This is a genomic window from Lentzea atacamensis (assembly GCF_003269295.1).
GTDB classification, from domain to species: domain Bacteria; phylum Actinomycetota; class Actinomycetes; order Mycobacteriales; family Pseudonocardiaceae; genus Lentzea; species Lentzea atacamensis.
The window spans coordinates 1583079-1607013 of sequence record NZ_QLTT01000001.1 but is presented as its reverse complement, the minus strand read 5'-3'; the positions used below and the strand labels follow the sequence as shown (position 1 = coordinate 1607013).

General features: G+C 68.7%; 28 protein-coding genes. 13 read left to right on the top strand and 15 right to left on the bottom strand.

All coding sequences use genetic code 11. The annotated features are described in order from the left end of the window. Positions 1-6 precede the first annotated feature (6 nt). Entirely contained in the window at positions 7-822 is an 816-nt protein-coding gene (locus C8D87_RS07620; RefSeq protein ID WP_112226023.1) for an SDR family NAD(P)-dependent oxidoreductase, read from the top strand. Positions 823-825: 3 nt separating this feature from the next. Beyond that, positions 826-2007: a hypothetical protein gene (locus C8D87_RS07615; RefSeq protein ID WP_109635806.1), complete on the top strand. Its 1182-nt coding sequence runs from the start codon at positions 826-828 to the stop codon at positions 2005-2007. On the opposite strand, the gene C8D87_RS07610 is transcribed toward C8D87_RS07615, so the two are convergent. After that, entirely contained in the window at positions 1985-2848 is an 864-nt protein-coding gene (locus C8D87_RS07610) for an AraC family transcriptional regulator (protein WP_215732207.1), read from the bottom strand. The genes C8D87_RS07615 and C8D87_RS07610 overlap by 23 nt on opposite strands. Before the next feature lie 146 nt (positions 2849-2994). Between C8D87_RS07610 and C8D87_RS07605 the strand changes: the two genes are divergently transcribed. Next, positions 2995-3222 carry a hypothetical protein gene (locus tag C8D87_RS07605; protein WP_146771647.1) on the top strand — a complete coding sequence of 76 codons (228 nt, stop codon included), beginning with the start codon at positions 2995-2997 and terminating at the stop codon, positions 3220-3222. Here the strand turns inward: C8D87_RS07605 and C8D87_RS07600 are convergent. Further along, positions 3194-3865 carry a nitroreductase family protein gene (locus C8D87_RS07600; RefSeq protein WP_109635811.1) on the bottom strand — a complete coding sequence of 224 codons (672 nt, stop codon included), beginning with the start codon at positions 3863-3865 and terminating at the stop codon, positions 3194-3196. The two genes, C8D87_RS07605 and C8D87_RS07600, sit on opposite strands and share 29 nt — an antisense overlap. Before the next feature lie 71 nt (positions 3866-3936). Here C8D87_RS07600 and C8D87_RS07595 point away from each other — a divergent pair, with 71 nt between their 5' ends. Continuing rightward, the gene (locus C8D87_RS07595) at positions 3937-4833 is read left to right on the top strand and encodes a LysR family transcriptional regulator (RefSeq protein WP_109635814.1); all 897 of its coding nucleotides are present in this window, start codon (positions 3937-3939) and stop codon (positions 4831-4833) included. 61 nt (positions 4834-4894) lie between these two features. Continuing rightward, positions 4895-6916, top strand: a complete 2022-nt coding sequence (paaZ, locus tag C8D87_RS07590) for a phenylacetic acid degradation bifunctional protein PaaZ (RefSeq protein ID WP_109635817.1) — start codon at positions 4895-4897, stop codon at positions 6914-6916. Between the two features lie 12 nt (positions 6917-6928). Here paaZ and C8D87_RS07585 read toward each other — a convergent pair whose 3' ends face one another. After that, entirely contained in the window at positions 6929-8407 is a 1479-nt protein-coding gene (locus C8D87_RS07585) for an FAD-dependent oxidoreductase (protein WP_112226020.1), read from the bottom strand. A gap of 58 nt (positions 8408-8465) precedes the next feature. Between C8D87_RS07585 and C8D87_RS07580 the strand changes: the two genes are divergently transcribed. From C8D87_RS07580 to C8D87_RS07560, 4 genes are all read left to right on the top strand, one after another. After that, positions 8466-9728, top strand: coding sequence for an NAD(P)/FAD-dependent oxidoreductase (locus tag C8D87_RS07580; RefSeq protein ID WP_211337270.1), 1263 nt, complete (start codon positions 8466-8468; stop codon positions 9726-9728). A 96-nt stretch (positions 9729-9824) separates the two neighbouring features. Beyond that, positions 9825-10403, top strand: a complete 579-nt coding sequence (locus C8D87_RS07575; protein WP_211337271.1) for a helix-turn-helix domain-containing protein — start codon at positions 9825-9827, stop codon at positions 10401-10403. 25 nt (positions 10404-10428) lie between these two features. After that, positions 10429-11331, top strand: coding sequence for an SRPBCC family protein (locus C8D87_RS47475; protein WP_233441960.1), 903 nt, complete (start codon positions 10429-10431; stop codon positions 11329-11331). A gap of 129 nt (positions 11332-11460) precedes the next feature. Beyond that, on the top strand, positions 11461-12288 hold the full coding sequence (locus tag C8D87_RS07560; RefSeq protein WP_109635831.1) for an extensin family protein: 828 nt from the start codon (positions 11461-11463) through the stop codon (positions 12286-12288). 131 nt (positions 12289-12419) lie between these two features. Here the strand turns inward: C8D87_RS07560 and C8D87_RS07555 are convergent, their stop codons facing one another. The 7 genes from C8D87_RS07555 to C8D87_RS07525 all read right to left on the bottom strand — a co-directional run bounded on the left by C8D87_RS07555 (position 12420) and on the right by C8D87_RS07525 (position 18153). Then, positions 12420-12902: an HAD family hydrolase gene (locus C8D87_RS07555; RefSeq protein WP_170166342.1), complete on the bottom strand. Its 483-nt coding sequence runs from the start codon at positions 12900-12902 to the stop codon at positions 12420-12422. A gap of 244 nt (positions 12903-13146) precedes the next feature. Continuing rightward, entirely contained in the window at positions 13147-13776 is a 630-nt protein-coding gene (locus tag C8D87_RS07550) for a DUF4360 domain-containing protein (protein ID WP_109635836.1), read from the bottom strand. Between the two features lie 414 nt (positions 13777-14190). Then, positions 14191-14703: an ATP-binding protein gene (locus C8D87_RS07545; RefSeq protein ID WP_325049630.1), complete on the bottom strand. Its 513-nt coding sequence runs from the start codon at positions 14701-14703 to the stop codon at positions 14191-14193. Between the two features lie 201 nt (positions 14704-14904). Then, positions 14905-15528: a DUF4360 domain-containing protein gene (locus tag C8D87_RS07540; RefSeq protein ID WP_109635839.1), complete on the bottom strand. Its 624-nt coding sequence runs from the start codon at positions 15526-15528 to the stop codon at positions 14905-14907. 424 nt (positions 15529-15952) lie between these two features. Further along, the gene (locus C8D87_RS07535) at positions 15953-17236 is read right to left on the bottom strand and encodes a HAMP domain-containing sensor histidine kinase (protein WP_112226019.1); all 1284 of its coding nucleotides are present in this window, start codon (positions 17234-17236) and stop codon (positions 15953-15955) included. Continuing rightward, entirely contained in the window at positions 17233-17898 is a 666-nt protein-coding gene (locus tag C8D87_RS07530) for a response regulator transcription factor (protein WP_109635844.1), read from the bottom strand. Before C8D87_RS07530 ends, C8D87_RS07535 begins: the two co-directional genes overlap by 4 nt. Before the next feature lie 6 nt (positions 17899-17904). Next, a complete protein-coding gene (locus C8D87_RS07525) occupies positions 17905-18153 on the bottom strand; it encodes a hypothetical protein (protein ID WP_109635847.1) in 249 nt (82 codons plus the stop codon). A gap of 145 nt (positions 18154-18298) precedes the next feature. Here C8D87_RS07525 and C8D87_RS07520 point away from each other — a divergent pair, with 145 nt between their 5' ends. Further along, positions 18299-18478 (top strand): hypothetical protein, encoded by a 180-nt coding sequence (locus C8D87_RS07520; RefSeq protein ID WP_146231505.1) that lies wholly within the window; start codon positions 18299-18301, stop codon positions 18476-18478. A 61-nt stretch (positions 18479-18539) separates the two neighbouring features. On the opposite strand, the gene C8D87_RS07515 is transcribed toward C8D87_RS07520, so the two are convergent. Then, positions 18540-19745 carry an AGE family epimerase/isomerase gene (locus C8D87_RS07515; RefSeq protein ID WP_112226018.1) on the bottom strand — a complete coding sequence of 402 codons (1206 nt, stop codon included), beginning with the start codon at positions 19743-19745 and terminating at the stop codon, positions 18540-18542. Between the two features lie 167 nt (positions 19746-19912). Then, complete coding sequence (locus C8D87_RS07510; protein ID WP_109635855.1) at positions 19913-20890, bottom strand: alkaline phosphatase family protein; 978 nt, start codon at positions 20888-20890, stop codon at positions 19913-19915. Between the two features lie 113 nt (positions 20891-21003). Here C8D87_RS07510 and C8D87_RS07505 point away from each other — a divergent pair, with 113 nt between their 5' ends. Further along, the gene (locus tag C8D87_RS07505) at positions 21004-21888 is read left to right on the top strand and encodes a Ppx/GppA phosphatase family protein (RefSeq protein ID WP_109635857.1); all 885 of its coding nucleotides are present in this window, start codon (positions 21004-21006) and stop codon (positions 21886-21888) included. Here the strand turns inward: C8D87_RS07505 and C8D87_RS07500 are convergent. Beyond that, the gene (locus tag C8D87_RS07500) at positions 21885-22235 is read right to left on the bottom strand and encodes an STAS domain-containing protein (RefSeq protein WP_109635859.1); all 351 of its coding nucleotides are present in this window, start codon (positions 22233-22235) and stop codon (positions 21885-21887) included. The two genes, C8D87_RS07505 and C8D87_RS07500, sit on opposite strands and share 4 nt — an antisense overlap. Positions 22236-22361: 126 nt before the next feature. Between C8D87_RS07500 and C8D87_RS07495 the strand changes: the two genes are divergently transcribed. Further along, positions 22362-22592 carry a hypothetical protein gene (locus tag C8D87_RS07495; RefSeq protein ID WP_109635862.1) on the top strand — a complete coding sequence of 77 codons (231 nt, stop codon included), beginning with the start codon at positions 22362-22364 and terminating at the stop codon, positions 22590-22592. A gap of 4 nt (positions 22593-22596) precedes the next feature. Here the strand turns inward: C8D87_RS07495 and C8D87_RS07490 are convergent, their stop codons facing one another. Beyond that, a complete protein-coding gene (locus tag C8D87_RS07490) occupies positions 22597-22827 on the bottom strand; it encodes a DUF6480 family protein (RefSeq protein ID WP_109635865.1) in 231 nt (76 codons plus the stop codon). A gap of 19 nt (positions 22828-22846) precedes the next feature. Further along, complete coding sequence (locus tag C8D87_RS07485) at positions 22847-23242, bottom strand: ATP-binding protein (protein ID WP_109635868.1); 396 nt, start codon at positions 23240-23242, stop codon at positions 22847-22849. Positions 23243-23337: 95 nt separating this feature from the next. Here C8D87_RS07485 and C8D87_RS07480 point away from each other — a divergent pair, with 95 nt between their 5' ends. Further along, positions 23338-23706 (top strand): STAS domain-containing protein, encoded by a 369-nt coding sequence (locus C8D87_RS07480; protein WP_233439440.1) that lies wholly within the window; start codon positions 23338-23340, stop codon positions 23704-23706. The last annotated feature ends 229 nt before the right edge of the window (positions 23707-23935 follow it).

Here is a 23935-nt window from a genome sequence, read left to right as displayed (position 1 = left end):
GGTCGCATGGTGCGAAAGATCGCGGGTCGCCCGGCGGTGATCACCGGTGCCGCCTCCGGCATCGGCCGCAGCCTCGCGCAGCGGCTGTCCCGGCACGGTTCCCCGGTGGTCATCGCCGACGTCGACGAGGCGGGCCTGGAGAAGACCGCCGCCTCGTTGCAGGGCCCGGTGCTCAGCCGCGTGCTCGACGTGCGGGACGCGGACGACGTGCGGGCGTTCGCCGGGGAGGTGCGGGCCTGGCTGGACCTGCCGCTCGCGGCGGTGTTCAACAACGCGGGTGTCGCCACGTCGACGACCGTGCTGAACTCCGTGTCGGAGGACGACTCGTGGCTGTTCGACATCAACTACTGGGGCGTGGTGAACGGGACGCGCGCGTTCCTGCCTCAGCTCGTCGAGCAGAACTACGGCGTCATCGTGAACACCTCCAGCGTGTACGGGCTCGTCGGCATGCCGAAGAACAGCGCCTACTGCGCGGCGAAGTTCGCCGTACGCGGGTTCACCGACTCGTTGCGGCAGGAGCTGCGCGGCACCGGCGTCTCGGCGGTCACCGTCCACCCCGGCGGTATCAAGACCAACATCATCCGCAACGCCCGCATCCACACCGATCCCGACGGCCGCGGCCGGTCGCTCGACCAGATGGCGGCGGACTTCGACAAGATCGCGCTGACCACCCCCGACAAGGCGGCCGAGATCATCCACCGCGGCGTCGAACGCGGTAAGGCGCGGATCCTGGTCGGGCCGGACGCGTACGTGTTCGACGCGCTCGCCCGCATCGCCCCGACCCACTACTTCAGCGTGATGGCGCGGCTCTTCGACCGTTGAGGCATGATCCACGCCGTGGCTTCGGAGATGTTGGTGCGGCGGACCGAACAGTGGTTCGTCCGTCAGGGTGCGCCGACCATGATCGAGGGGTACGGCTTCCGATCGCACGTGCTGCCCCGGATGCTGCCGGCGCTGACGTTCGTCGCGGTCGGCAGCCTCGCGTGGCTCGTGCTCCAGCAGTCCGCCGGACTGCCGAAGTGGGTGCTGCTCGGGGTGATCGTCGCGGTGATGGTGGCCGCGTGGATCCTGCTGTCGCTGTTCGTGCGGCGGCTGCCGAGCTTCTCCCCGCGCACGACCGTGGTGTTGCTGATCGCATACGCGGCGATGCCGGTGATCGTGCCCCTGCTGCAGTACGTGGTCAACGACAAGATCACCACGCCGGGAGCGGAGGGGCCGGACTACGAGTGGTGGGTCGTCCCGCTGTGGTTCGTCACCTTCTTCGGACTGGCTTTCCTGGCCACGATGCTGGCCACCACCTACGGCTTGGGCGCACTGCTGAAGGCCGCCATCCGGCACGTGATCGCCGACCTGCGCAACAGCGTGCATCTGCTCGGCCGCGCGTTGCCGCCCATGCTGTTCGTGACGCTCTTCCTGTTCTTCACCGGTGAGCTGTGGCAGGCGATGAACCGGCTGAAGTGGCCGCGGGTCAGCCTGATCGTGCTGCTGTTCGCCGCGATCACCGTGCTGGCCGCGGCCGCGCGCCTGCGCGACGAGATCGGCCGGGTGGAGCAGGACCTGCGGCCGGAGATCCTCACGGTGGCGTGCAAGGGCACGCCGCTGGCCGGCGTCGAGATCGCCGAACCGTTGCAGCCCAAGCGGTTGAACGGACGGCAGCTGCGCAACCTCCTGGTGATGCTCGCCATCCGGCAGCTGGTGCAGGCGGCGGTGGTCGGGCTCGCGCTGTTCGCGTTCTTCGTCCTGCTGGGACTGATCGTCGTCACGCCCGACATCGCCACGCAGTGGATCGGGGCGCCACCGGAGCCGTCGATGATCCCCGGTGTGCCGTCGGCGATGCTGCGCAACGCCACGTTGTTCGCGGCGTTCGGCAGCATGTACTTCTCGGTGATCTCGATGAGCGACGCCGAGCACCGGCGCCAGTTCTTCGCGCCCGTGCTCGAGAAGGTCGAGCGGACGCTGGAGGTGCGCGCGGTCTACCTGGCCGTCAGAGAGCGGGTTCAAGCCTGAGGGCGGCGTCACGGCTGGGTGGCGCGCCGAACTGGCGGCGGTACTCCCGGCTGAACTGCGACGGGCTGTCGTAGCCGACGCGGTGGCTCACGCCCGTGACGTCCCTGGTGGTCGCGAGCAGCAGCCGTGCCTCCTGCAACCGGATCTGCTTCTGGAACTGGATCGGGCTCATCGCCGTGACGGCGTGGAAGTTGCGGTAGAACGCCGACTCGCTCATGCCGGCGACCCGCGCGACGTTCCCGACCTTGAACGACTCGGCGTGGTTCTCGCGGATCCATCTGACCGCTTTGGCGATGTGGCTGAGGCTGCTGTCCCTGGTGCCCAGCTGGCGGACGACGGCGCCCTGCTCGCCGGTCATGACGCGCCAGAGGATCTCCTGCTTGATCAGCGGGGCGAGCGCTCTGGCGTCCCTCGGGTGGTCGAGCAGTCTCGCGAGCCTCGTCACGGCGTCGATCAGCTCCGGGGTGGCGTCGCTGACGGCCAGGCCCTCCGGCGTGCCCGCGGTCTTCGGCAGGTCGTGTCGCAGCAACAGCTCGGCGACGTTCTCCGGGCGCAGGACCAGACCGATTCCGAGCGCGGGCTCCTGTGGGCTGATGCCGACGTGGTTGCCGGTGATCGGCATGTCGATCGAGGCCACCAGGTACTGGCCGGCCCGGTAGTCGTAGACGCGGTCGCCGAGCGCGATGCGTTTGCGGCCCTGGGCCACGAACGCGAGGATCGTGCCGGTCATCGAGGGCGCGGGCGGACCGCTCGTGGTCGTCTTGGAGACCAGGACGTCCTCGATCGACGTGGTCAGGTCGGGCCGGGCGTGCTTGGTGAGCAACGCGCGCAGTTCGTCCACCCTGCCGATGGTTCCCGGTTGCGGGACGATCAGGCAAGTCCGCGGTCTCCGGACAGTGGTTCGACATCGGCTGCGTGCCGCCCATTTCCAGCTTTCCGGAGCGGACGAGCGTGTCGTCCCCCGGACCTGGCGAGAGAGGAAAGCACGTGAGACGGTCGCGTTTGCTCGCCGCCCTGTCGCTGGTCGGAGCCGCCCTGACCGGGTTGGTCGTCAACCCGGCTCTCGCACAGGCCGGTCTGGTCGACGGAGAGGTCGACGACCTTGAGCAGCTGGCCGGTGACAGCGGGCAGGAACCGCCACTCGTCGAGGACCGGAACGGCGGCGCCCAGCTTCATGTCGATCTCTCTAGTGGCGCGGCCCGTCGACGACGGTGAGCGCCGCGGACAGCGGCTTGCGGCGCAGGTCGGGCACCTCGCAGTCGTCGGCGGGGTAGCCGACGGGGAACAGGATGTACGGCCGTTCGCCGGGACGTCCCAGCAGGTCGCTGAGGAACGTCATCGGGTTCGGTGTGTGCGTCAGCGTCGCCAGGCCCATCGTGTGCAGCGCCGCGATGAAGAAGCCGCACGCGATGCCGACGCTTTCGTTGGTGTAGTACGTCTTCTTGCCGTTCTGCTGCTTCTGCGCGAACGCCACCACGAGCCACGGCGCTGTTTGCAGGAACTCCTTGGTCGCGTCGGTCTCCAGCGGTGCCAGCGCCGCGTGCCACTCCGGCAGGTCGCGCTCGTGGTAGAAGCGGCGTTCCTCTTCCTCCGCCGCCTCACGGACACGCCTTTTGAGCTCATCGTTCCGGGTGGCGACGAACCGCCAGGGCTGCTGGTGCGCGCCGCTCGGGGCCGTGTTGGCGGCACTGACCGCCAGTTCGATCGCTTCGGCGGGAACCGGTTCTGGCGAGAACCACCGCACGGACCGGCGGCCGTCGAGCAGCCGGTAGAAGGCCCTGCCGCGGTCGAGTCCCTCTTCGATCGGCAGCCGTGGCGGTGCGTACGGGATGAACGGGTGGCGGTGCGGTCGGTTCACAGTTCGTACGATGCGCCCTGCACACTCTGCTGACCAGCTCAAGTTTCTTGTGCCAGCTATAAGCTCAACTGATGAACGTGACCCTGCGGCAGCTCGAGTACCTGATCGCGGTGGCCGAGACCGGCTCGCTGACGACCGCCGCCGCACGCTGTCACGTCTCCCAGTCGGCCATCTCGCTGGCACTCAGCGAACTCGAACGAGCGCTGGACCTCCGGCTGGTCGTCAGGTCGCCACGCCGGGGCGCCGCGTTGACGGCGGCGGGCACGCGGGTGCTCGCGGACGCCCGCCGGGTGATCGGCGCCATGAGCGACCTCGGAGCCGAGGCGCGGGGACTCAGCCAGCAGGTCAGCGGCGTGCTGACGGTCGGCTGCTACACGCCGATCGCGCCGTTCCACCTGCCTGCGGCGATCGCCACGTTCGAACGCGCGCACCCGGAGGTCTCCGTCCGGTTCGTCGAGGGCAGCCTGCCGGAGGTGCAGGAGGACCTGCTGGCGGGACGCTGCGAGATCGCGTTCCTGTACGACCAGGACCTGCAGCCGGGAATCGAGACCAGCACGTTGTACGACCAGCCGCCGAAGGTGCTGCTGCCGTCCGGCCACCGGTTGCGCCGGCGCCGCGCGGTCGCGTTGCGCGAACTCGCGGACGACCCGTTCGTCCTGCTCGACGTGCCTCCGAGCGAGCGCTACTTCCGCGCCGTGTTCGCCGCCGCGGGTGTCGACCTGGTGGTGACGCACCGCGCCCGCAGCTTCGAGCTCGCCCGGTCGCTCGTGGCCCGCGGCATCGGCTACTCGATGACCGTCCAGCAGCCCGCGCTCTCGGCTTCCTACGAAGGCCTCGAGGTGGTCGCTCTGCCGCTGCGCGACGCCGTGCCCACCACCCCGGTCGTGCTGGGCCGGGCCGGCGGAGGGCCGCTGACCCGCAGGGCGCAAGCGTTCGCCGAGCACTGCACAGCCCTGTTCACCCCCTGATACGTTGCCGGTAGACGGGTCGATGAGGATCCATCGGCCCTCGCGGAGAAGGGTTGGCTCGATGAGCTTGCTGCGCAGTTACGTGTCGGGTCGGTGGCACACGCCGGACGCCGAGGGCGCCCCGTTGCACGACGCCGTGACGGGGGAGGAGATCGCCAGGATCTCGTCCGCGGGCATCGACATGGGCGCTGCCCTGCGGTACGGCCGCGAGGTCGGCGGGCCCGCGTTGCGCGAGCTCACGTTCCACCAGCGCGCGCAGCTGCTGAAGGCTCTCGGTCTGTACCTGAAGGAGCACAAGGCCGAGCTGTACGCGCTGTCCGCGCGCACGGGTGCGACCAAGTCCGACTCCTGGATCGACATCGACGGCGGCTTCGGCGTGCTGCTCGGGTACGCGTCCAAGGCCAAGCGCGAGCTGCCGAACGACCGCGTGTTCGTGGACGGCGCCGTGGAGCCGCTGGGGCGTGGTGGCACGTTCGTCGGCCAGCACATCTGCACACCTCTGCGCGGTGTGGCCGTGCAGATCAACGCATTCAACTTCCCCATGTGGGGCCCGCTGGAGAAGTTCGCGCCCGCCTTCATCGCCGGGGTGCCGTCGCTGATCAAGCCCGCGTCCCAGACCGCGTACGTGACCGAGAAGCTCGTCGAGCTGATGCTCGCCTCCGGTCTGCTGCCCGAGGGCTCGCTGCAGCTCGTCTGCGGGTCCGCCGGCGACCTGCTCGACCACCTGACCCCGCAGGACCTGGTCGGTTTCACCGGGTCCGCGTCGACCGCCCAGCACCTGCGCACGCACCAGGCCGTGATCCGGTCGTCCGTGCGCTTCAACGCCGAGGCCGACTCGCTGAACTGCTCGATCCTCGGGCCGGACGCGGTCGCCGGTACGCCGGAGTTCGACCTGTTCGTGGGCCAGCTGGTGACGGAGATGACGACGAAGGCCGGCCAGAAGTGCACGGCGATCCGGCGGGCGCTGGTGCCTGCCTCGCTGATGGACGAGGTGGCTGAGGCGACGGCTGCCCGGCTGGCCGAGGTCGTGATCGGCAACCCCGCCGACAAGTCGGTGAAGATGGGCGCGCTGGCCGGGCTGGAGCAGCGCGAGGAGGTTCGGCGGTCGCTGAAGGCGTTGCAGGAGAACGCTTCGGTGGTCTACGGCGACGGGCCTTTGTCGCTTGTGGACGCTGACGCCGAGCGTGGCGCGTTCATGTCGCCGATGCTGCTGAAGGCCGCGGCCGACGCGGTGCAGCCGCACGAGGTCGAGGCGTTCGGGCCGGTGTCGACGCTGATGCCGTACTCGTCGGTGGACGACGCTGTCGAGCTGGCGGCGCGCGGTTCCGGCTCGCTGGTCGGGTCGATCGTGTCGGCGGACAGCGACTTCGTGCGTGACGTCGTGATCGGTGTGGCGCCTTGGCACGGGCGGTTGCTGGTGCTGGACCGGGATGACGCGGGTGAGTCGACCGGGCACGGGTCGCCGTTGCCGATGCTGGTGCACGGCGGGCCCGGGCGTGCCGGTGGTGGCGAGGAGATGGGCGGCATGCGTGGCGTGCTGCACCACATGCAGCGCACCGCTGTGCAGGGGAGCCCGCGGACGCTGGCCGCTGTCACGAACCGCTGGGTGACCGGGGCGCCGCGCCACGGGGACTCCGTGCACCCGTTCCGCAAGACGCTGGCAGAGCTGCGGCTGGGCGACACGGTCGTGGCCGGGCCGCGTGAGGTGACGATGGAGGACATCGAGCACTTCGCCGAGTTCACCGGCGACACCTTCTACGCGCACATGGACGAGGAAGCCGCCGCCGCGAACCCGTTCTTCGGCGGACGGGTCGCGCACGGCTACCTCGTGGTCTCGTTCGCGGCTGGCTTGTTCGTCTCGCCGGAGCCCGGTCCGGTGCTCGCCAACTACGGGCTGGAGAACCTGCGGTTCCTCACGCCGACGTTCCCCGGTGACACGCTGACGGTGACGTTGACGGTCAAGCAGATCACCCCGCGCGAGGACCAGGAGTACGGCGAGGTGCGCTGGGACGCCGACGTGGCGAACCAGAAGGGCGAGTCGGTCGCCCGCTACGACGTGCTCACGCTCGTCGCCAAGAGCTAGTGCCGTGCCGCACTAACGCGGTTCACGCTTCGGGAGGGGCCGGGTCGCCGGTCCCTCCAGCACCTCGCCGTCGATGTCGAACCGCGACCCGTGGCACGGGCAGTCCCAGCTGCGCTCCGCCGCGTTGAACCGCACCAGGCAGCCGAGGTGCGTGCAGCGCAACGACACCGCGTGCAACTGGCCGTCGGCGTCGCGGTACACGCCGGTCTTGCCCAGCCCGTCGCGGATCACGTGGGCGTGGTCGCGCGGCAGGTTCTCGCTGGAGGTGGCGTCGGCGGGCAGGACGCGGTCGCCGATGAACTCCACGGCGACCTCGGCGTTCTTCTTCACCAGTTCCGGCAACGACTTCAGCGAGAGCCGGTGCGGGCTGAAACGGTCGGCCAGGTCGTTCGGCTTGCCGGTCACCAGGTCCGCGAGAAGAGAGGCGGCGAACGTGCCGCTGGTCAGGCCCCACTTCATGTAGCCGGTCGCGGTGAACATCGTGTTGTTGCCCGGCAGGTAGGTTCCGATCATCGGCAGGTGGTCGTAGGCCGTCGGGTCCTGCGCTGACCAGCGGTGGGTGATCTCCTCCACCTGCCAGTGCCTGCGGGCGAACTCCTCCAGCCTGCGGAACGGTTCGACCGCCTGCTTGCCGGTCGGATGGCTCTGGCCTGCGACGATCAGCTTGTCCTCGTGGGCAGCGATGGACCACGACGGGCTGCCGGTGCTGATCGCGAGCGCTTCCGGGGGCGACGAAACCCTGGCGGCGATGCAGTAGGCGCGGGTGAGCTCCATGCGGGCGAAGTACAGGCCGCGGTCCAGCGTCGGGAAGTGCGTGGCGATCACGATGTGCGCCGCGTCGACCTGACCGTCCGCTGTGGACACACGGGTGCCGCTCACGTCCAGGACGCGGCTGTTTTCGCAGACCTGGCTGCCGTCGCCGTCGACCGCGGCGGCCAGGCCCAGCAGGTACTTCACCGGGTGCAGTGTGAGCTGGTCGTCCAGCCGGACCGCGGCGTGCACCTCGAACGGCAGGTCGAGGTCGACGCTCGACCGCACCGGCAGGCCGGCCCGGCGTGCCGCGATCAGCTCGTCGTCGACCTGCTGGGCCTCGGACCCGGTGTAGGCGTAGGTGGCGGCGGGGGCGCGGCGCAGGTCGCAGGAGATGTTCTCCAGCTGGACGAGGTCGGCCACCTGCGCCACCGCCGCCAGCGAGGCGGTGGCGTAGTCGGTGGCCGCGGCCAGGCCGTGCGCCTTGATGATCTGCGAGTACACAGTGGACTGGAGGGCGGTCACCTTGGCGGTGTTGTTGCCGGACACCCCAGAGGCCACGCGGCCGGCTTCGAGGACCACGACGCGCAGCCCCCGGCGCTTGAGCAGCAGGGCGGTGGTGAGGCCGGTGATGCCGCCGCCGACCACGGCCACGTCGAAGGTGTGTTTGCCGGTCAGGGGCGGGCGCGGCGTGGCGGGCAGCGCGGAGAGCCAGAGCGACTGGTCAGCGGTCGTCGTCATGAGATCCGGTTACCCAGCGACGCGAATGGCAACCGGGAGGAGCGGGTATGCGAACTCCATGGGTAAGCACCGGGTAGTCGTCGTCGGTGGCGGGTTCGGCGGGCTGGGCGTCGTGCGCGGGCTCAAGCGCGCGGACGTCGAGGTCACGCTGATCGACCGCACGAACCACCACCTGTTCCAGCCGTTGCTCTACCAGGTGGCGACCGCGTTGCTGCCCGCGGGCGACATCGCGCCGGCGTTCCGGGCGATCCTGCGCAGGCAGCGCAACGCGCGGGTCCTGCTGGGTGAGGTGACCGGGTTCGACACGGAGCAGAAACGCGTCCACGTGGACCTGCCGGACGGTTCCTCGCGGACGGTCGGCTACGACACGCTGGTCGTGGCGGCCGGAGCGCGGGACAGCTACTTCGGGCACGACGAGTGGGCCCGGTCCGCGCCGCCCATGAAGACCCTGGAACAGGCCGTCGACCTGCGGTCGAAGCTGCTGCGGGCGTTCGAGACGGCGGTGGCGGCCGACAACGCCAAGGAGTGGCTGTCGTTCGCGATCGTCGGGGCGGGGCCGACCGGGGTCGAGCTGGCCGGACAGCTCGCCGACCTGGCGCGCCGGGCGTTGAAGGGGCAGTTCCGCGAGATCGACCCGCGCGACATCCGGATCACGCTGCTCGACGCCGTGCCGCACGTGCTGCCGCCGTTCTCCGAACCGCTGCGTCAGCACACCGGGAAGAAGCTGGAGAGCCTCGGCGTCACGGTCATGACGGGCGCGATGGTCGAGTCGATCGACGACACCGGCCTCACCACCAAGGACGGCGACCGGGTCGACGCGCGGACGATCATCTGGGCGGCCGGTGTGCAGGCCTCGCAGCTGGCCCGCAAGCTCGCCGACGCCACCGGGGCCGAGCTCGACCGCAAGGGCCGGATTCTGGTGAATCCCTCAGACTGCAGCGTCACCGGCGACATCTACGCGATCGGTGACATGGTCAACCTGAACGACCTGCCCGGCATCGCCGAGCCCGCGATCCAGGAGGGCCACCACGTCGCCCGCGTGATCAGGGCACGCCTGGAGGGACGCCCCACCAAGCCGTTCAAGTACCTCGACCTCGGCACGATGGCGACGATTTCGCCTGGTGACGCCGTCGCGGACATCAAGAAGCTGCGGCTGAAGGGCTTCATCGGCAAGGTGGCGTGGGCGGTCGTGCACATCGCGTTCCTCGTCGGCTGGCGCAACCGCGTCGCGGTGCTGGCGCAGTGGGCGTGGAACCTCGTCACGGGCCGCCGGGCGCAGCCGATCATCCTGGAGCCGATGCACGCGATAGAGCGGAAATAACCGGCGGCTCCAGTGGTGTGGCCCGGAAGGCTGCCGGGGGAATGCGCGGTCAGACGGGGTTGTACGGGGTCGGTGCCGCGAGGTGCCCTGCTGAGCGTGAATCACCTCGCCGACGTTCCGGACGCGCCACTGGCGTCCACGCAAGCCGGAGACTCGGGAAGCGGACGTATGTCGAGCCTGGTGAACCACCTGCCCGTCGAGGTCGTGCGGTGGCCGGTGGACGCGGCGGCACGGGAGGCGTGCCAGCGCAGCGGGACGTTGTGCCTGCTGGTGCTGGAGAAGAACGTGCCCGCGCCCGTCCTCACGGACATGCGGGAGGACTGGGTCCGCGCGCCCGTGCCGCAGCAGGACCTCGCCGTGCGCATCGCGATGCTGCGTGCCCGTGCGGCCCGCTATGCCGTGCCGGAGCTGGACATGTCCGGCATCCTGCGCTTCCGTTCGCGTTCCGTCGTGCTGTCACCGACCGAACGTGCGCTGGTCGCCGAACTGCTGCGGCGTTTCCGCGCGCTGACCTCGCGCGAGGACCTGCTGCTCCGCCTGCCCACGAAGGACGGCGACACCAGCAACGCGCTGCACCTGCACATCATGCGGTTGCGGCGCCGGATCGCCCCGCTCGGCCTGGTCATCAAAACCTTGTGGAACCAGGGACATCAGCTCGGACCGGCGAGTCCCTGATCTTGGTTCGGGGTACCCGCACGGCGTGAACACGGAGCTGCTGGGCATCTACCTCAACGACCACCTGGCCGGGACGATCGCGGGCGTCGAGCTCGCGCGCCGCGTCAGCCGCACGCACCCCGAACTGCGCGTGCTGGCCGACGACGCGGAAGCGGACCGGCACGAGCTGCTCGACGTGATGAGGGCGTTCGGCGTCGAACCGCGCCCGCACAAGGCCGCCATCGGCTGGCTCACCGAGAAGGCGGGCAGGCTGAAGCTCAACGGACGGCTGCTGGGCCGGTCGCCGCTCAGCGACGTCCTCGAACTGGAGACGTTGCGCGTCGGCATCGAGAGCAAGGCCGCGATGTGGCGCACGCTGCAGACCGTCCCCGGAATCGACGCCGAACGACTGGACCGGCTGCTTCGCCGCGCGGAGAGCCAGGCGGCCCTCGTGGAACAGCACCGGATTCGCCTCGCACCACAGGCGTTCAACGCGCCGCACACGTCCGGCGTCGACGTCGAGCGCACCTTCACCGTGGCGTCCTCACCCGAAGGTGTCGTCGAGTACCTGCGCGACTTCTCCCGCACCGAGCAGTGGGATCCGGGCACCGTGACCTGCACGCGCATCGACGACGGCCCGGTCGAGGTCGGCTCGCGCTGGCACAACGTGTCGACGTTCCTCGGCCGCAAGACCGAGCTCGTCTACGAGCTGACCCGCGACGACCCGCAGTGCCTGCAGTTCGTCGGCCGCAACGACACCTCCACCGCGACCGACGACATCTCGATCACCGCGGGACCGGCTCCCGGCACGACCAAGATCGCCTACCACGCCCACCTCGAGTTCAACGGGCTGGCGAAGCTCGGGGCGCCGGTGGCGAAGCTGGCGCTGGAGAAACTCGGCAACGACACGGAGCGCAGCTTGATCCGCGTGCTCGGCTCAGTGCGGTAAAGGAAGAGGAAAACCGCAGGTCAGGCCGCATTCCCCGTTCTGAACACGATCCCTAGACTCCCTCGGGCCGGTTCGTGAGACAGGCCTTCCTCCTGTCCGCACCGGCTAGGACACAGAGGGAGAACTGGGGTGTTCGAAAACAACGTCACCAGGCGCGGCTTCGTCACGGGCGCGGCGGCCGTCGCCGGTCTCGCCGGTCTGTCCACCATCGCTCCTGGACTGGCGGGCGCCGACCCGAAGATCGGGGACCAGCACACCGACGCCGAGATCCGGGCCGCCGAGGCCGGCGCGCTGGCGATGATGACGTTCCAGAAGATCGACGGCACGCCGGTCTACTACTGGCGGTCCAACCGCGGCAACACCACCGCGCGAAACTGGCAGTGCACCGACGCGTTCTACAACGCGCTCGTCGCCTGGATCCGGGACCTGCGCTCGCTCTCGTCGAGCTACGGCTCGATCAGCTACATCGTCTCGGCCGGTTTCTACGTCAACAAGCCCGGCCAGCACGGCGCCGGCACCGCCATGGACCTCGACCACGTCCGCTGGTCCGGCGGCAACACCATCTCGCCGCTCGACAAGCACCACGCGTCGAGCAACGCGGCGATCCGCAAGCGCTACCTCGCGACGGAGGCCGTGTGCCGCCGCCGGTTCCGCTACGTGCTCGACGGCTGGTACAACGCCGACCACGCGGACCACATCCACGCCGACTTCGGTGGCATGCCGGTTCGCGTGCTCAAGGACTCCGAGTCCGACACCAAGTTCGTCCAGGCCGTCTGCAACAACTTCCGCGGCTCCGGCCTGGTGATCGACGGCGACTGGGGCACGAACACGCAGAACGCGTTCAACGGCCTCAAGTCGGCGCTCGGCGTGACGGGTGACCCGCACACCAGCTCCTCGGTGTGGCAGGGCATGTTGTCAAAGATCGCGACCAAGGGCTTCGCGAACCAGAACATCTGATTCGACGTCGTCGAAGCTGTCGATCCAGGAGTCCGGCCGCAGGCCACCGATTCCGCAGCCGGACGACACGCAGACGACGGGAACCGCCGCCGCGCGGGTGGCACGGATGTCGCTGATGCTGCTACCGAGCATCAGCGCCGCCGTGCCACCCGCGCGGCGGACCGCTTCCAGCAGATGCCGCGGATCCGGTTTGCGGTGGGGAGTTCGTCCCCGCTCACCACCGCGTCGAACGCCCCGTCCAGCCCCGGCGTGCGCAGCATCCCGCCGGTGATGCGGCTGGACTTGTTGGTGCACAAGGCAAGCCGCACCCCACGCGCTCGCAGGCGTTTCAGCAGTACCTCGGCGCCGGGGTGCACCACCGCGAGATGGCCGGGATCCGCCGCGTACGCCCGCAGGTACGCCTCCTGGACCTCCCCGGCCAGATCGGGCGACGCCTCCGACTTCCTCAGCGCCGCGCACACCAGGGCGTTGTCGCCCAGGCCGATGTGCTCTCGCGTCTCGTCGTCGGTGAACTCCATCAGCACGTATGAGCGCAAAGCGATGTTCAGGGTGCGCGTGGTCCCGGAAAGCGTGTCGACCACGGTTCCGTCCAGGTCGAATACGACTGTGTCCACCTTCATGGCTGCTCCGGTGCTTTGTGCGTTGCCCGAGGAACGCTCTGATTCTGCACGTAAAGGTTTTCATCGCGGCGGAAAGGCTGTCTGGCCATTACTTGTCCCAGGTTTGCCCCTTGGGGGAACACCTGGTTGCCCGCAGATCGGCGTTCCCGTCGAAGTGCCGCGGGCACAGCGGAAGGCCCCTTGGTCTCGTGTGGCGGGAGACCAAGGGGCCCGGCGGCCAGGCTGTTCGGTTATTCGGTCACGCCTTCGGACACTTCTTCCACGCGAAGTGGTAAATCGTCTCGATGGAGCCGTCCGTCGAGTCCATTGCCATGAAGCTGGTCTTCTTCGGGTCGGACGTGCCCCTGTCCACGCGGAGCTCGGTGTTGATGTTGAAGTTCCGCTTCGCGCCGCACGGGTGGTAGACGATGGAGGCGACGTCGGTCTTGTGCGTCACCTGCCAGTCGTCGCTCATCGCGCCGTTCCAGGACTTGGTGCGCTGGTCGTTGTCCGACATTCCCTGGAAGTAGTAGCTCGCCCGCTGCGTTCCCTTCGCTCCCCGCTCCAGGTGGGCGAAGCCTCTGTAGTCGGCCTGCGCGATTCCGTAGGTGAATCCGCTCGGCACGTTGACCCTGAGGTTCAGCTGGCAGTTCTTCCGGAAATCGGTCGGCCGCGCCTCCGGGCCGACCTGGGCCATGTACTCGCTGTAGGTGACCGTGAAAGCCTTGTTGTCCGGGGAGACGGCGATGGCGGCCGTGCCGATGCGGCAGCCGGAGCCGTTGACCGTGACGACGTCGATGGTGATCTGGCCCGTCGGGGGCGGATCCGCGACCGGGGGAATGACGATGGTGGACAGAGCCAGAGCGGCCGCAGCCAACGTGCTAATCATGAGACACCTTTCCGAATGTGCGGGACATGTCGGGCGGCGTGATACGAGACCGTATCGGAAAGGGTGTTAACGAACCTCCGCCAACCAGAGCAACATTGCCGGGCGTTAGCCGAAGTCAATGCGCATCGACCATTTGTCACTTTTTGTGGTCGATCGGTTACCGCACCAATGGGCGAGGCGGGGCCGTCGTCGGTGAATTGCCATCCGTACCGAAAGAACGCCATTCAGGAACCTGATGGTCCACGCGCCGCGCCGAATGTAACACGGCTCGAACGGAGTAACCGCAGTCTGAGATGCGGAACCCAATTGGTGAAGCGTCCACAGTTGTGAACCCGCGGACACCACAAGGGCGCGTCCACCGTTGGACGCGCCCTTGTGGGTGAAACTTGAACTAGAGCGGTTTACCTCGGTCCCCTACCGCTGGGGACCGCCGCCCATGGAGCCGCCGAGCCCGAACAGGATCCGCTGGATGAGCTCGGGGTCGACGTCCGGCTCGTCGCCCAGCGCCTCGGCCGCGGGGGAGCGGCGGGGTTCGCGCCGTGGCAGCGGCACCGCGTTGGCGTTCACGCCGGTCGGCAGCGGGAGCTCGCACCAGATCAGCTTCACGCCGCCACCGAGCTGCAGCTCGCCGGTGCGGAGATCGGGCGAGGTCGGCGGCATCGTGAACCTGGCCGCCTCGAGTTCGACGACCAGGTAGTCGCCGCTCAGCCGCAGTCGCAGGGTGATCAGCCGCGAGGTCTTGGGGTCCGCGGACTCGATGGCCGCCTCCACCAGGGCGCAGGCCACCGCGGAACAGTCGTCGATCATGTTGCGCAGCCGCCACTCGCTGAGTGTGAAGCGCACGAACAGATCCGCGCAGTTCACCGCGGTGGGCAACGCGATGAGTGTCAGGTCGTCAACCTGTGCGGTCTGGGCGTTCACCTGCATGCAGCCTCCGTTCGCGTGCGGCGCGCGAGCCAACGACGGTCACCCGAATGGCCGTCGCGGTGAGTCGGGAATCTACATGGGTATACGCGGGAAGCAATGGCCTGGTTGACTCGCCCGTCAAAAGTCACGTGCGGGTCACGGTGAGAGCCCCCGGCGCTCACTCTGGGTGGAACACCGGGGGCACTCCGTGATCGAATTCGCTCAGCATCGCTTCCAGGCGAACTGGTAGCGGGTGTTGACGCTGCCGTCGGTCGAGTCCATCGAGACGAACGCCGCCTGGTTGGAGGAGTTCGTGAACGCGCGGACCTCGGTGTTCACGTTGAGGTGCCGCACCGCGCCGCACGGCGCGAAGACGATCTCGGCGACGTCGGTCGTGTCGGTGAACTGCCAGTTGTCGGTCTTGGGGCCGGCGATGTTGTGCGTGCTCGTACCGGTCGACGACTGGCCGGAGAAGTAGTAACTGGCGCGTTGCATGCCCTTCGCGCCTCTGGGTAAGTGCGCGAACCCGCGGTAGTCGGCCTTCGCGATCCCGTACGTGAAGCCCTGCGGGTAGTGCACGCGCAGGTTCAGCTGGCAGTTCTTCCGGAAGTCGGTCGGGGCCGATCCGGAGCCGGCCTGCGCGGTGTAGTCGCTGTAAGTGACCGTGAATGCCGTGTTGTCGTCCGCGACCGCTACCGCCGCTGTTCCTGCGGGGCAGCCGGAACCGTTGACCGTGACGACGTCGACGGTGATTTTGCCGGGAGGAACGACATCGGCGGCACTCGGCGCCTCGGGGGCGACGAGGAGCGACAGTGCCAAACTCGTAGCTGCCATCACACTGAGCATGAGGCGCCTTTCATTTCGGGGGATGGGATGGCGGCGTGGCAGCGACGTTATCTTAAATAGACTTAAGGCGAGGACAGCCGACCGGGCGAACTTAAATATATTTAAAACGGATTAATCGTCTGAACGGTGGATTGGCGACGGCGGGCCGTCGGCTAACTTCGTGTCAGATCACGAAAAACGATCACACAGACCTCCTTGAATACGCCGGTCCCCACACCTGGCGCCGAGAGCCCCGGCTGAGATCCACCTCGTAACACCGGTGTGGGATGGCAAGCGCGCACTGCTCATCGGGTTCCACCCTCCTGCTCGGAACTCGGTGGTGCGGCAGCGGTGCAGCGCAGCCGGCCGGTGCCCGCCGGCGGCGTCGGACCCGTCCCACGGTCCGCGCCGCCGGCGGTGTTCTTTTCCGGCCCTGACCAGGGCCCTAGAGCCTCCGGAGCCTCAATTGCACGCGTGCCCCACCCAGCGGCCCGCGGTCGACGCGGAGAGAACCACCCGTGCTCTCCGCAGCGCGGCGGGCGATGTCGAGCCCCAGCCCGGTGGATCCACCGCCGCTGGCGCCGCGTTGCAGCGCGCGCTCCACGTCCGCAATGCCCGGCCCCGCGTCCTCGACGACGAGAGCGACCAGGTCGGCCTGGTGCACCAGCGTCACGGCGAACCTCGTGCCCTCCGGCGTGTAGCGGAAGACGTTGCCCAGCAACGCGTCCAGCGCGGCCGTGAGGTCGGTGCGGGCGAGCGGCACGTGTGCGGGCCGGTCGGCGCCGCGGATCGTCCACGGCCGTTCCTGGTCGTCGGCGAGCGCGGACCAGAACACCAGCCGGTCGCGCACGACCCCGGCCACGTCCACGGCCGTGTTGCCGGGCTCCAGACCGGACCGGGCCGCCTTGATGATCTCGTCGACCTCCCTCTCCAGTCCTTGGACGGCCTCGCGGACCCGATCCGCGCCTGGACCCCTCCCGAGGGTGTCCGCGTCCAGCAGGAGCGCGGTGAGAGGCGTTCTGAGGCGGTGGGAGAGATCGGCGACCACCTCGCGCTCGGCGGCGAGCAGGTGCCGGACGCGTTCGGCCATGGCGTTGAACGCCTGCCCGACCTCCTTGAGCTCGGGCGGTCCCTTGACCGGCACGCGGACGGAGAGGTCGCCCTGACCCATCCTCCGTGCACCTTCGGCCAGCGTGCGGGTCGCCTTCACCGCCCGCGCACCCAGCCGGTCTGCGACGAACACCGAACCGGCGACGAGTCCGACAGCGACCCCCGCCAGCGCCCACCACGTGCCTATGACGCCGTGCGTGAGCTGTTCGCGTGGCACGAACGCCTCGACGATCACGATGCCGTTGGCGCTGGTGGCCAGCGGTTGCAGGTAGGCGACGCCGTCCGGGCGTTCGAGAGTGGACGCCCTCGCGAGGTTCTGCGCGTCCTGCAGGTTGGCCGCGGTGATGTGCGAGGTGCCGTAGGTGTTGGGGGCCGGTGTGCTGATGTGCACGGCCAGCCGCTGCTGGCCGCCGTAGCGGGTGCTCCTGATCGCCTGGCGGATCTCGGGCGCCTTCGTGGTGATCAGCAGCGCCGGCGTGAGGGCGGCGGCCTGCTTCTCGGCCTCGCTGATCGCGCTGTCGTACGCGGCTTTCTTGGTGACGATGGCGAGCGGGATGAGGAACGCCAACGCCACCATGCTGGTCGCCGCGAGAGCGACCAGCACCAGTGACCGCCTCATCTCGGTGCGACCAGACGCACGCCGACGCCGCGCACGGTGTGCAGATAACGCGGCTGCGCGGCCCGTTCACCGAGCTTGCGGCGCAACCACGACAGGTGGACGTCGAGCGTCTGGTCGTCGCGAGTGGACGGCCACAGGCTGGCGAGGATCTCGGCGCGCGGGACGACCTCGCCCGAGCGTGCGGCGAGATACGAGAGCAGCTCGAACTCCTTGTGCGTCAACGACAGCTCCCGTCCGTCCACAGTGGCCTTGCGGTGGTCCACGTCGATCTCCAGCCCGCCGACGACGAGCTGCTTGCTGTCGCGGGCCCTTCTGAGCACCGCCTGCACGCGGGCACCGAGGTGCTCGCTGGAGAACGGCTTGACGAGGTAGTCGTCCGCACCCGCGTTGAGCAGCCGGATGATCTCCTGCTCGTCGTCGCGGGCGGTAGCGATCACCACGGGGGTGTTCGTGACACCCCGGATCATCCGCAGCGCGTCACCGCCGTCGAGGTCGGGCAGCCCGAGGTCGAGCACCACGACGTCGTAGTTGTTGGCGGTGACTTCGCGCAAAGCCTCGATCGCGAGCGCGACACCGTGCACCATGTGGCCCTGGCCGGTGAGAGCGCGTGTGATCGCCGCTCGCACCACCGGGTCGTCCTCGACCAGCAGTACTGATGCCATGAGTCGCTACAGGAGGGTCGTCGCAGTGAGACGGTCGGTCGGATACCTGGTCGCCTGGGCGGTGGTGACCGCGGTCGCCGTCGGCCTGTCCTGGTTCGGGATCCGTTCGGCGATGGAGCCGGCGCCGGTGGCGGCGGTGGGCTCCACGGCGGGTCCAGGGGTGCTGCCGATGCCGACCGTCACGTCGATCACCGTCGCGGTGCCCGCGACCGGCACCTCTGCCAGTTCGTCACCCGTCACGCCCTCGTCGTCCACCAGGCCTCCTGCGATCAGCTCGTCTGTTCCGGCTCCTCCCAGTAGTACGGATGGACGTCCCTCCTCGGCTCAACTTCCCGAGGGGGAATGGCAGCCGGACGGTTCGTACGTCCACGCGTTCCACCTGCGCGGCGGTGACGTGGTCGTGCGGTACCGCCCGTCGGGGGTGGAAGCGCTGTCGGCCACGCCGGCCGACGGGTGGTCGGTGGCCGTCGAACAGCCGGGTGGGCCGCTGGTGGTGAACTTCCGCAACGCCGAGGGCCGCCTGTCCCGTTTGGAGGCCACGTGGTCGAACGGCCCGACGGCGCGCGTGATCGAGAAGTAGCTGGTAACGGCGTCCGCAAGTACCACCGACCTGGGGACGGTGGTACTTGCAGACGCCAAAATCACAGGCCGATGGCCTTGGCGACCTGCGCGGGCTTGAGCACCCGCAGGATCGCCTCGAACAGGTAGTAGTCGCCGTAGGGCAGCGAGACCTCCACACCGTCTTCCGAGGGCCGGTTGCGGGTGCCGCGGGCCATGATCGCCTCGGCGCGGGCCGACCTCGTGGTGAGGCAGGTGCCGACCAGGCCGTCGAGGATCTTCAGCGCCCGCTCGCGGTAGCGGCCGTTGCCGGTGACCGCGGCCAGGTCGAGCAGGCCGCACGCCAGGATCGCGCCCGCCGACGAGTCCTTGATGTCGTTGGCGCCCAACGGGGAGCGGTAGTCCCACACCGGCACGTGGTCCGGCGTGATGGCGCTCAGCGCGAAGTCGGCCATCTTGCGGGCCGTGTCGCGGAACTCGCGCAGGCCCGTGCGGCGGTACATCGTCGTGAAGCCGTAGATGCCCCACGACTGGCCGCGCGACCAGCACGACGTCGGGCTGTAGCCCTGCACGGTGTTCGGGCCGATCGCCGCGCCGGTGTCCGGGTTGAAGTCGAACACGTGCGGGGTCGAGCCGTCCGGCCGGATGAAGTGCGTCTGAGTCGTTCTGGCGTGGGCGATCGCGATGTCGATGAACTTGCGGTCGCCGGTCTGCTCGGTAGCGAACGCGAGCAGGTCCAGGTTCATCATCGTGTCGATGATGACGCGGCCGGCGTTGCCCGGTGTGCCGAGCCTGCCCCACGCGCGGATGTACCTGCCGGTGGGGTTCCAGCGCTGGATCAGCGTGTTCGCGGCGTCGACCGCGCCGTCACGCCACTTGGTGGCGCCGGTGAGCCGGTACGCGGTGACCCACGACGGGTAGAACAGGAAGCCCAGGTCGTGGTCGCGGGGCTCGAGCCGGCGCGGCGCCAGCCTGTCGTTCGCGGCCTCGGCCAGCGCGCGGAGCTGCGCGTCACCGCTGTCGAGGTGCGCGAGCCAGAGCGTGCCAGGCCAGAAACCGCCGATCCAGCCGCCGTCGGCGACGTACGTCCACTTCTCGAACCGGGTGATCTCCGGGAACGACGTGATGCCCGGTGCGACCGCCTTCAGCTTGGTCAGGCCGTAGTCGAGAGCGCCGCGGAGCTTGGCGGGGGAGGCCGAGGCTTCCCCCGCAGCGAACGCTGCTCCGGCTCCGGTGAGCAGGGGAGTGGCCGCGGCAGAAGCCAGAAGGGTGCGTCGAGACAGATTCACGAGACCGTCCAGTCCCTTTCATGTCCTTGCGCCCGGCGACACCCTGCCAGATCCGATCAAGGTCTGTAAAGAGAGTCAAAAACGATTCTTTCCGTTGTTCCGGGATTCCCACGTTGTAACGGGAATTGTTCACAAGGATGAACGACTCGGCGCCCGACAAATGGTCGCTACGCTTGCCAGACCGCGAAGGGCACGTCGATCTCGTCCCGGCTCAGGCCACCGTGCTCGAACTTGGCGGACGGATCCGGCACCGGGAACGCCGGCGACGCCGCCACGGCCACGACAGGTCCCGCCTCCGGCTGCGGCAGTCCGAGGTCGGCGGCGTGGTGCACGGTCGCCGCGGCGCCCAGAGCCGTTGCCACGCGGTCGAATACGGCCTCCACGCGGTCCGCTTTCGGGTAGAGCCAGCGCAGCCGCCCGGCGCCACCGGACGGGATCACGCAGTCCTCGCGCACGATCGCGTCCCAGGCCTCCACGAGAGCGGGGTCCGGCTCGACGGGAACCTGGCCGTGGTCGGAGTGCGCCACAACGGTCCAGCCCTGCGCCGCCCAACGGGACGCATGCGCGTCGAGCCGGAGCATGGCCTCGTGCACCGACTCGTCGTAACCGTTGCGGTGCACGTGGTCGTCGATGTTCACGTACGTCCAGAGGAGCCGGGCGTCCGGCAGCGCCTTGTCGAGATCCGCCACGACGTTCGCGACGAGCAGCGGCGGGTCCTCCGCCTGGGCGGTGAGTTTGTGCCGAGGGGGTGCGGGTATCCGGGTGCAGCCTCGCAGCAGGGCGTGGGCCCAGGTGCCTTCGAGCAGGTCGAGCTCGCGGGCCAGGACGGTGGCGCCGTGCCGTTCGAGAACGGTCGGCAGCTCCGGGATCGCGGGCGTGCCGTTGATGGCGTGCACGAGACCGGATCCGTTGCGGTACACCGTTCCCGGCACGCGGTGCACGTCCGCCGGAGCACCGGTCAGTGCGGTCAGCCAGGCCGTCGCTGAGGTGGACGGCACGGTGGAGGTGAGCGTGGAGAGGGAGGCCGACAGCCAGGATTGTTTGGCCACGTCCGAGGACAGGCCGTCCACTGCCAGGACGATGACGCCGCGATTTGCCGATTTCAGGGCGTCTTCGAGCCGGGAAGGGATCTCTGCCAAGGACATCGGGGCACTGTAACGCATCTCATCCCCCGAAGATGCCCTGTTCGGGTGCCAAGACTCCCACAATGGGTGCCGATGAGGTAAAGGGAACTTGGTGGAAGAAGGAAGGTTGGCGGATGTCGGTCGGTGTTCTGGACGTCGGGTGCTTCAGCGCGCACCTGGTGATCGTGGAACGCGACTTGATGCGTCCGCTGGTGTCCCACAAGGTCAGGCTGCGCCTGGACCGCGAGATCAACGCGGAGGGGGCCATCAGCCGCGACGGCGTCGAGTCGTTGTGCGCCGCGGTGCTGGCCGCCTGCAAGAAGGCCGGTGACACGCCCTTCCTCCCGTTCGCGACGTCCTCCGTCCGCGACAGCACGAACGCCGATGCCGTGATGCGCAAGGTGCACAGACGCACCGGCGTCGAGCTGAAGGTGTTGTCGGGCAAGGAAGAAGCACGTCTGTCGTACACCGCGGCACGGCACTGGTTCGGCTGGAGCGCCGGTCCGATGGTCGTGCTGGACGTCGGTGGCGGCACGGTGGAACTGGCCGCGGGATCCGGGGCGGAACCGGACCGCGCGGTGTCACTGCCCCTGGGGGCGCGGACTTTGACGCGAGCCGGCCTGACCGTGCAGGACATGCGCGCTGAAGTTCAGGAACGGATCGCGAAGGCTTTCCCGCGCGATGAGAGCGCTCGCGCCGTTGGCTGTTCGAAGGTGTTCGAGCAGCTGGCCAGGCTCGCCGGAGCGCGCACTGGCACGTACGTGCCACGTCAGTTGTGGCTCAAGGACTTGGAGAAGTGGATCCCGCGGCTCGCGAAGCTGTCGGTGCGCGAACGGGCGGCGCTACCGGGGATCTCGCGGCACCGGGCCCAGCAGTCGCTGGCGGGCGCGGTGGTCGCGGAAGCGTTGATGCGGGTCTCGGGACACGAGGTCGTGGACATCTCGCCGTGGTCCACCAAGGAAGGCCTGCTGCTCGACCTGGTGGAGCGCTCTCGCAACAGGCGAGAGTCAGCCGCCTAGCAGGCGCTCAGCGCCGTGACGGCGTCGTCGACGTCGTTGAACAAGAGCAGCAACTGGTCGACGGCCGTCATTTCCAAGGGGCGCAACACAACTCTGGTGTCGCTGACGACGCCGAACTTGACACCGAGCTCGTCGGCCTGGTGCTGCGTCTCCACGAGTGCGCGGATCCCCTCGGACCCGAAGAACCGCACTTCCCGCAGGTCGATCACGAGTGCGGGCGGCTTGCGGTCGAGCAGCTCGGCGAGCCTGCTGGTCACCGGGGCGGACGACATCATGTCGATCTCGCCCGTGACGGCGACGATCGGAATGGACTGGACGTAGGTCGTTCTCTGGCGAAGCTGGTTCATAAGGACTCCCGTCCGGACCGACCGTACGCGCCTTCCGGTGACGACCACAAGCCGAGACGGTTTTCACCAGGCCATGGCGGGTACACGCCGAGTGACCGCTAATTCCCTGATAGATGAGGAGGGACCGTGTCGACCACGGAAACCGGTCACGTCACGGGTACGAAGGACAAGGATTACAACATCCTGTGGTTCACCGAGGCGTGCCTCGACAACGCGCTGCGGCTCGAGACCTTCATTCAGGACGCGGAACGCGAAGGCGACCGTGAACTGGCGGAGTTCTTCAAGAAGGCGCAGACCGACAGCCGCAAGGGCGCCGAGCAGGGCAAGCGCCTGCTCGCCTCGCGTCTGTCCGGCTGAGTCGTCAGCTGAGCAGGAACGCCTGGGTCAGCAGCATCGCGGCCACGAGCACGACGAGCACCATGATGAGCGCGATCACGACGCGCCCGGTGGTCGCTTTCGGCGGCGTCGGCTCGCGATGCGAAAGACCTGAGGTTTGTCCGGATTCAGGCGGGGTGTCTCCTGGTCGCACCCCGCCACCGGGCTCCAGCCCGGGCGTGCGCTGCGGATCAGGATCGGGTGGTGTGGCAGTCATACGGGCTTAGTACCCGTTCTCAGGACTCCAACTCGGCCCACACGACTTTCCCCCGCGCGTCCGGCGTAGTACCCCAGCGCACGCTGAGCGCCTTCACGAGCTGCATCCCGCGTCCCCGCGCCGAACTGGTGTCGACCGGCCGCACCTGAGGCTGCTGGGACGACTCGTCGTGCACTTCGACGAGCATGCCACTGTCTCTTCGGCTTACAGTGAGTGTGATCAGCCCCTCACCGTGGTCGATCCCGTTCGACACGAGTTCGGTGACGACGAGCTGCGCGTCGTCCGTCAGGTCCTCCGACAACCCCCACGAGACGGCGGCGTCGCGGACCACCTGACGTGCACGAGCGCACGATCCACCCTCGGCGGTCAGAATCACCCGCACCTCAGCCAGTGGGTCGTTCAGCACAAGGCGCATCGTCGCACATCCGGCGCCCCGTTCGGATCTTTCAGCCCCCCGGTGGTCGCATGCCTTGACGTCGTGCTGCACGATTTGGGTCGCACGAGTCGGGCGTGGCGGAAGGAACGGCGACGATGGAGCTCAACGTCGGCAGCGAGGTCCAGCGGGGATGGCGAGTGCTCGCCGTCGCCGGTGAGCTGGACATCGACACCGTCCCTGTGCTTGCCGCACGGCTGGATGCGGACGTGACCGGGGCACACGCCGTGCTGGACCTCGCCGGGTTGCAGTTCATGGACTCGACCGGGCTGGCGCTGGTGCTCGACTGGCACCGGCGGCTGGGCGAGGCCGGCGGGCAGCTGCGGATCGCTGCCACTCAGGCGCCGGTTCGGCGGTTGTTCGAGCTGGCGGATGTGGCCCAGGTGCTGAGCTTGCACGAGACGGTGGACGCGGCTGTTCAGGAGTCGGTGGACACGGCTCACTGAGGGTTGGGGTGGCCTGGGCGCGCGGGCCGATACCGAGCGTTGATTGCGTCATCGCCGCTTCGCGCCGATTGCGATCGGGGCTTGACTTCGGGGCCCCTGCGAGGCGCTCATCGGCCTGAAAAAGCCGGGCACAGAAGCGCCCGGCCGATCCGAGCACGCTAGCACCTCGCACCCAAAGTCAAGCTCCAAGCGCCTGCCTACGTGGGCACGTTGGCACCGTCGGCTCACG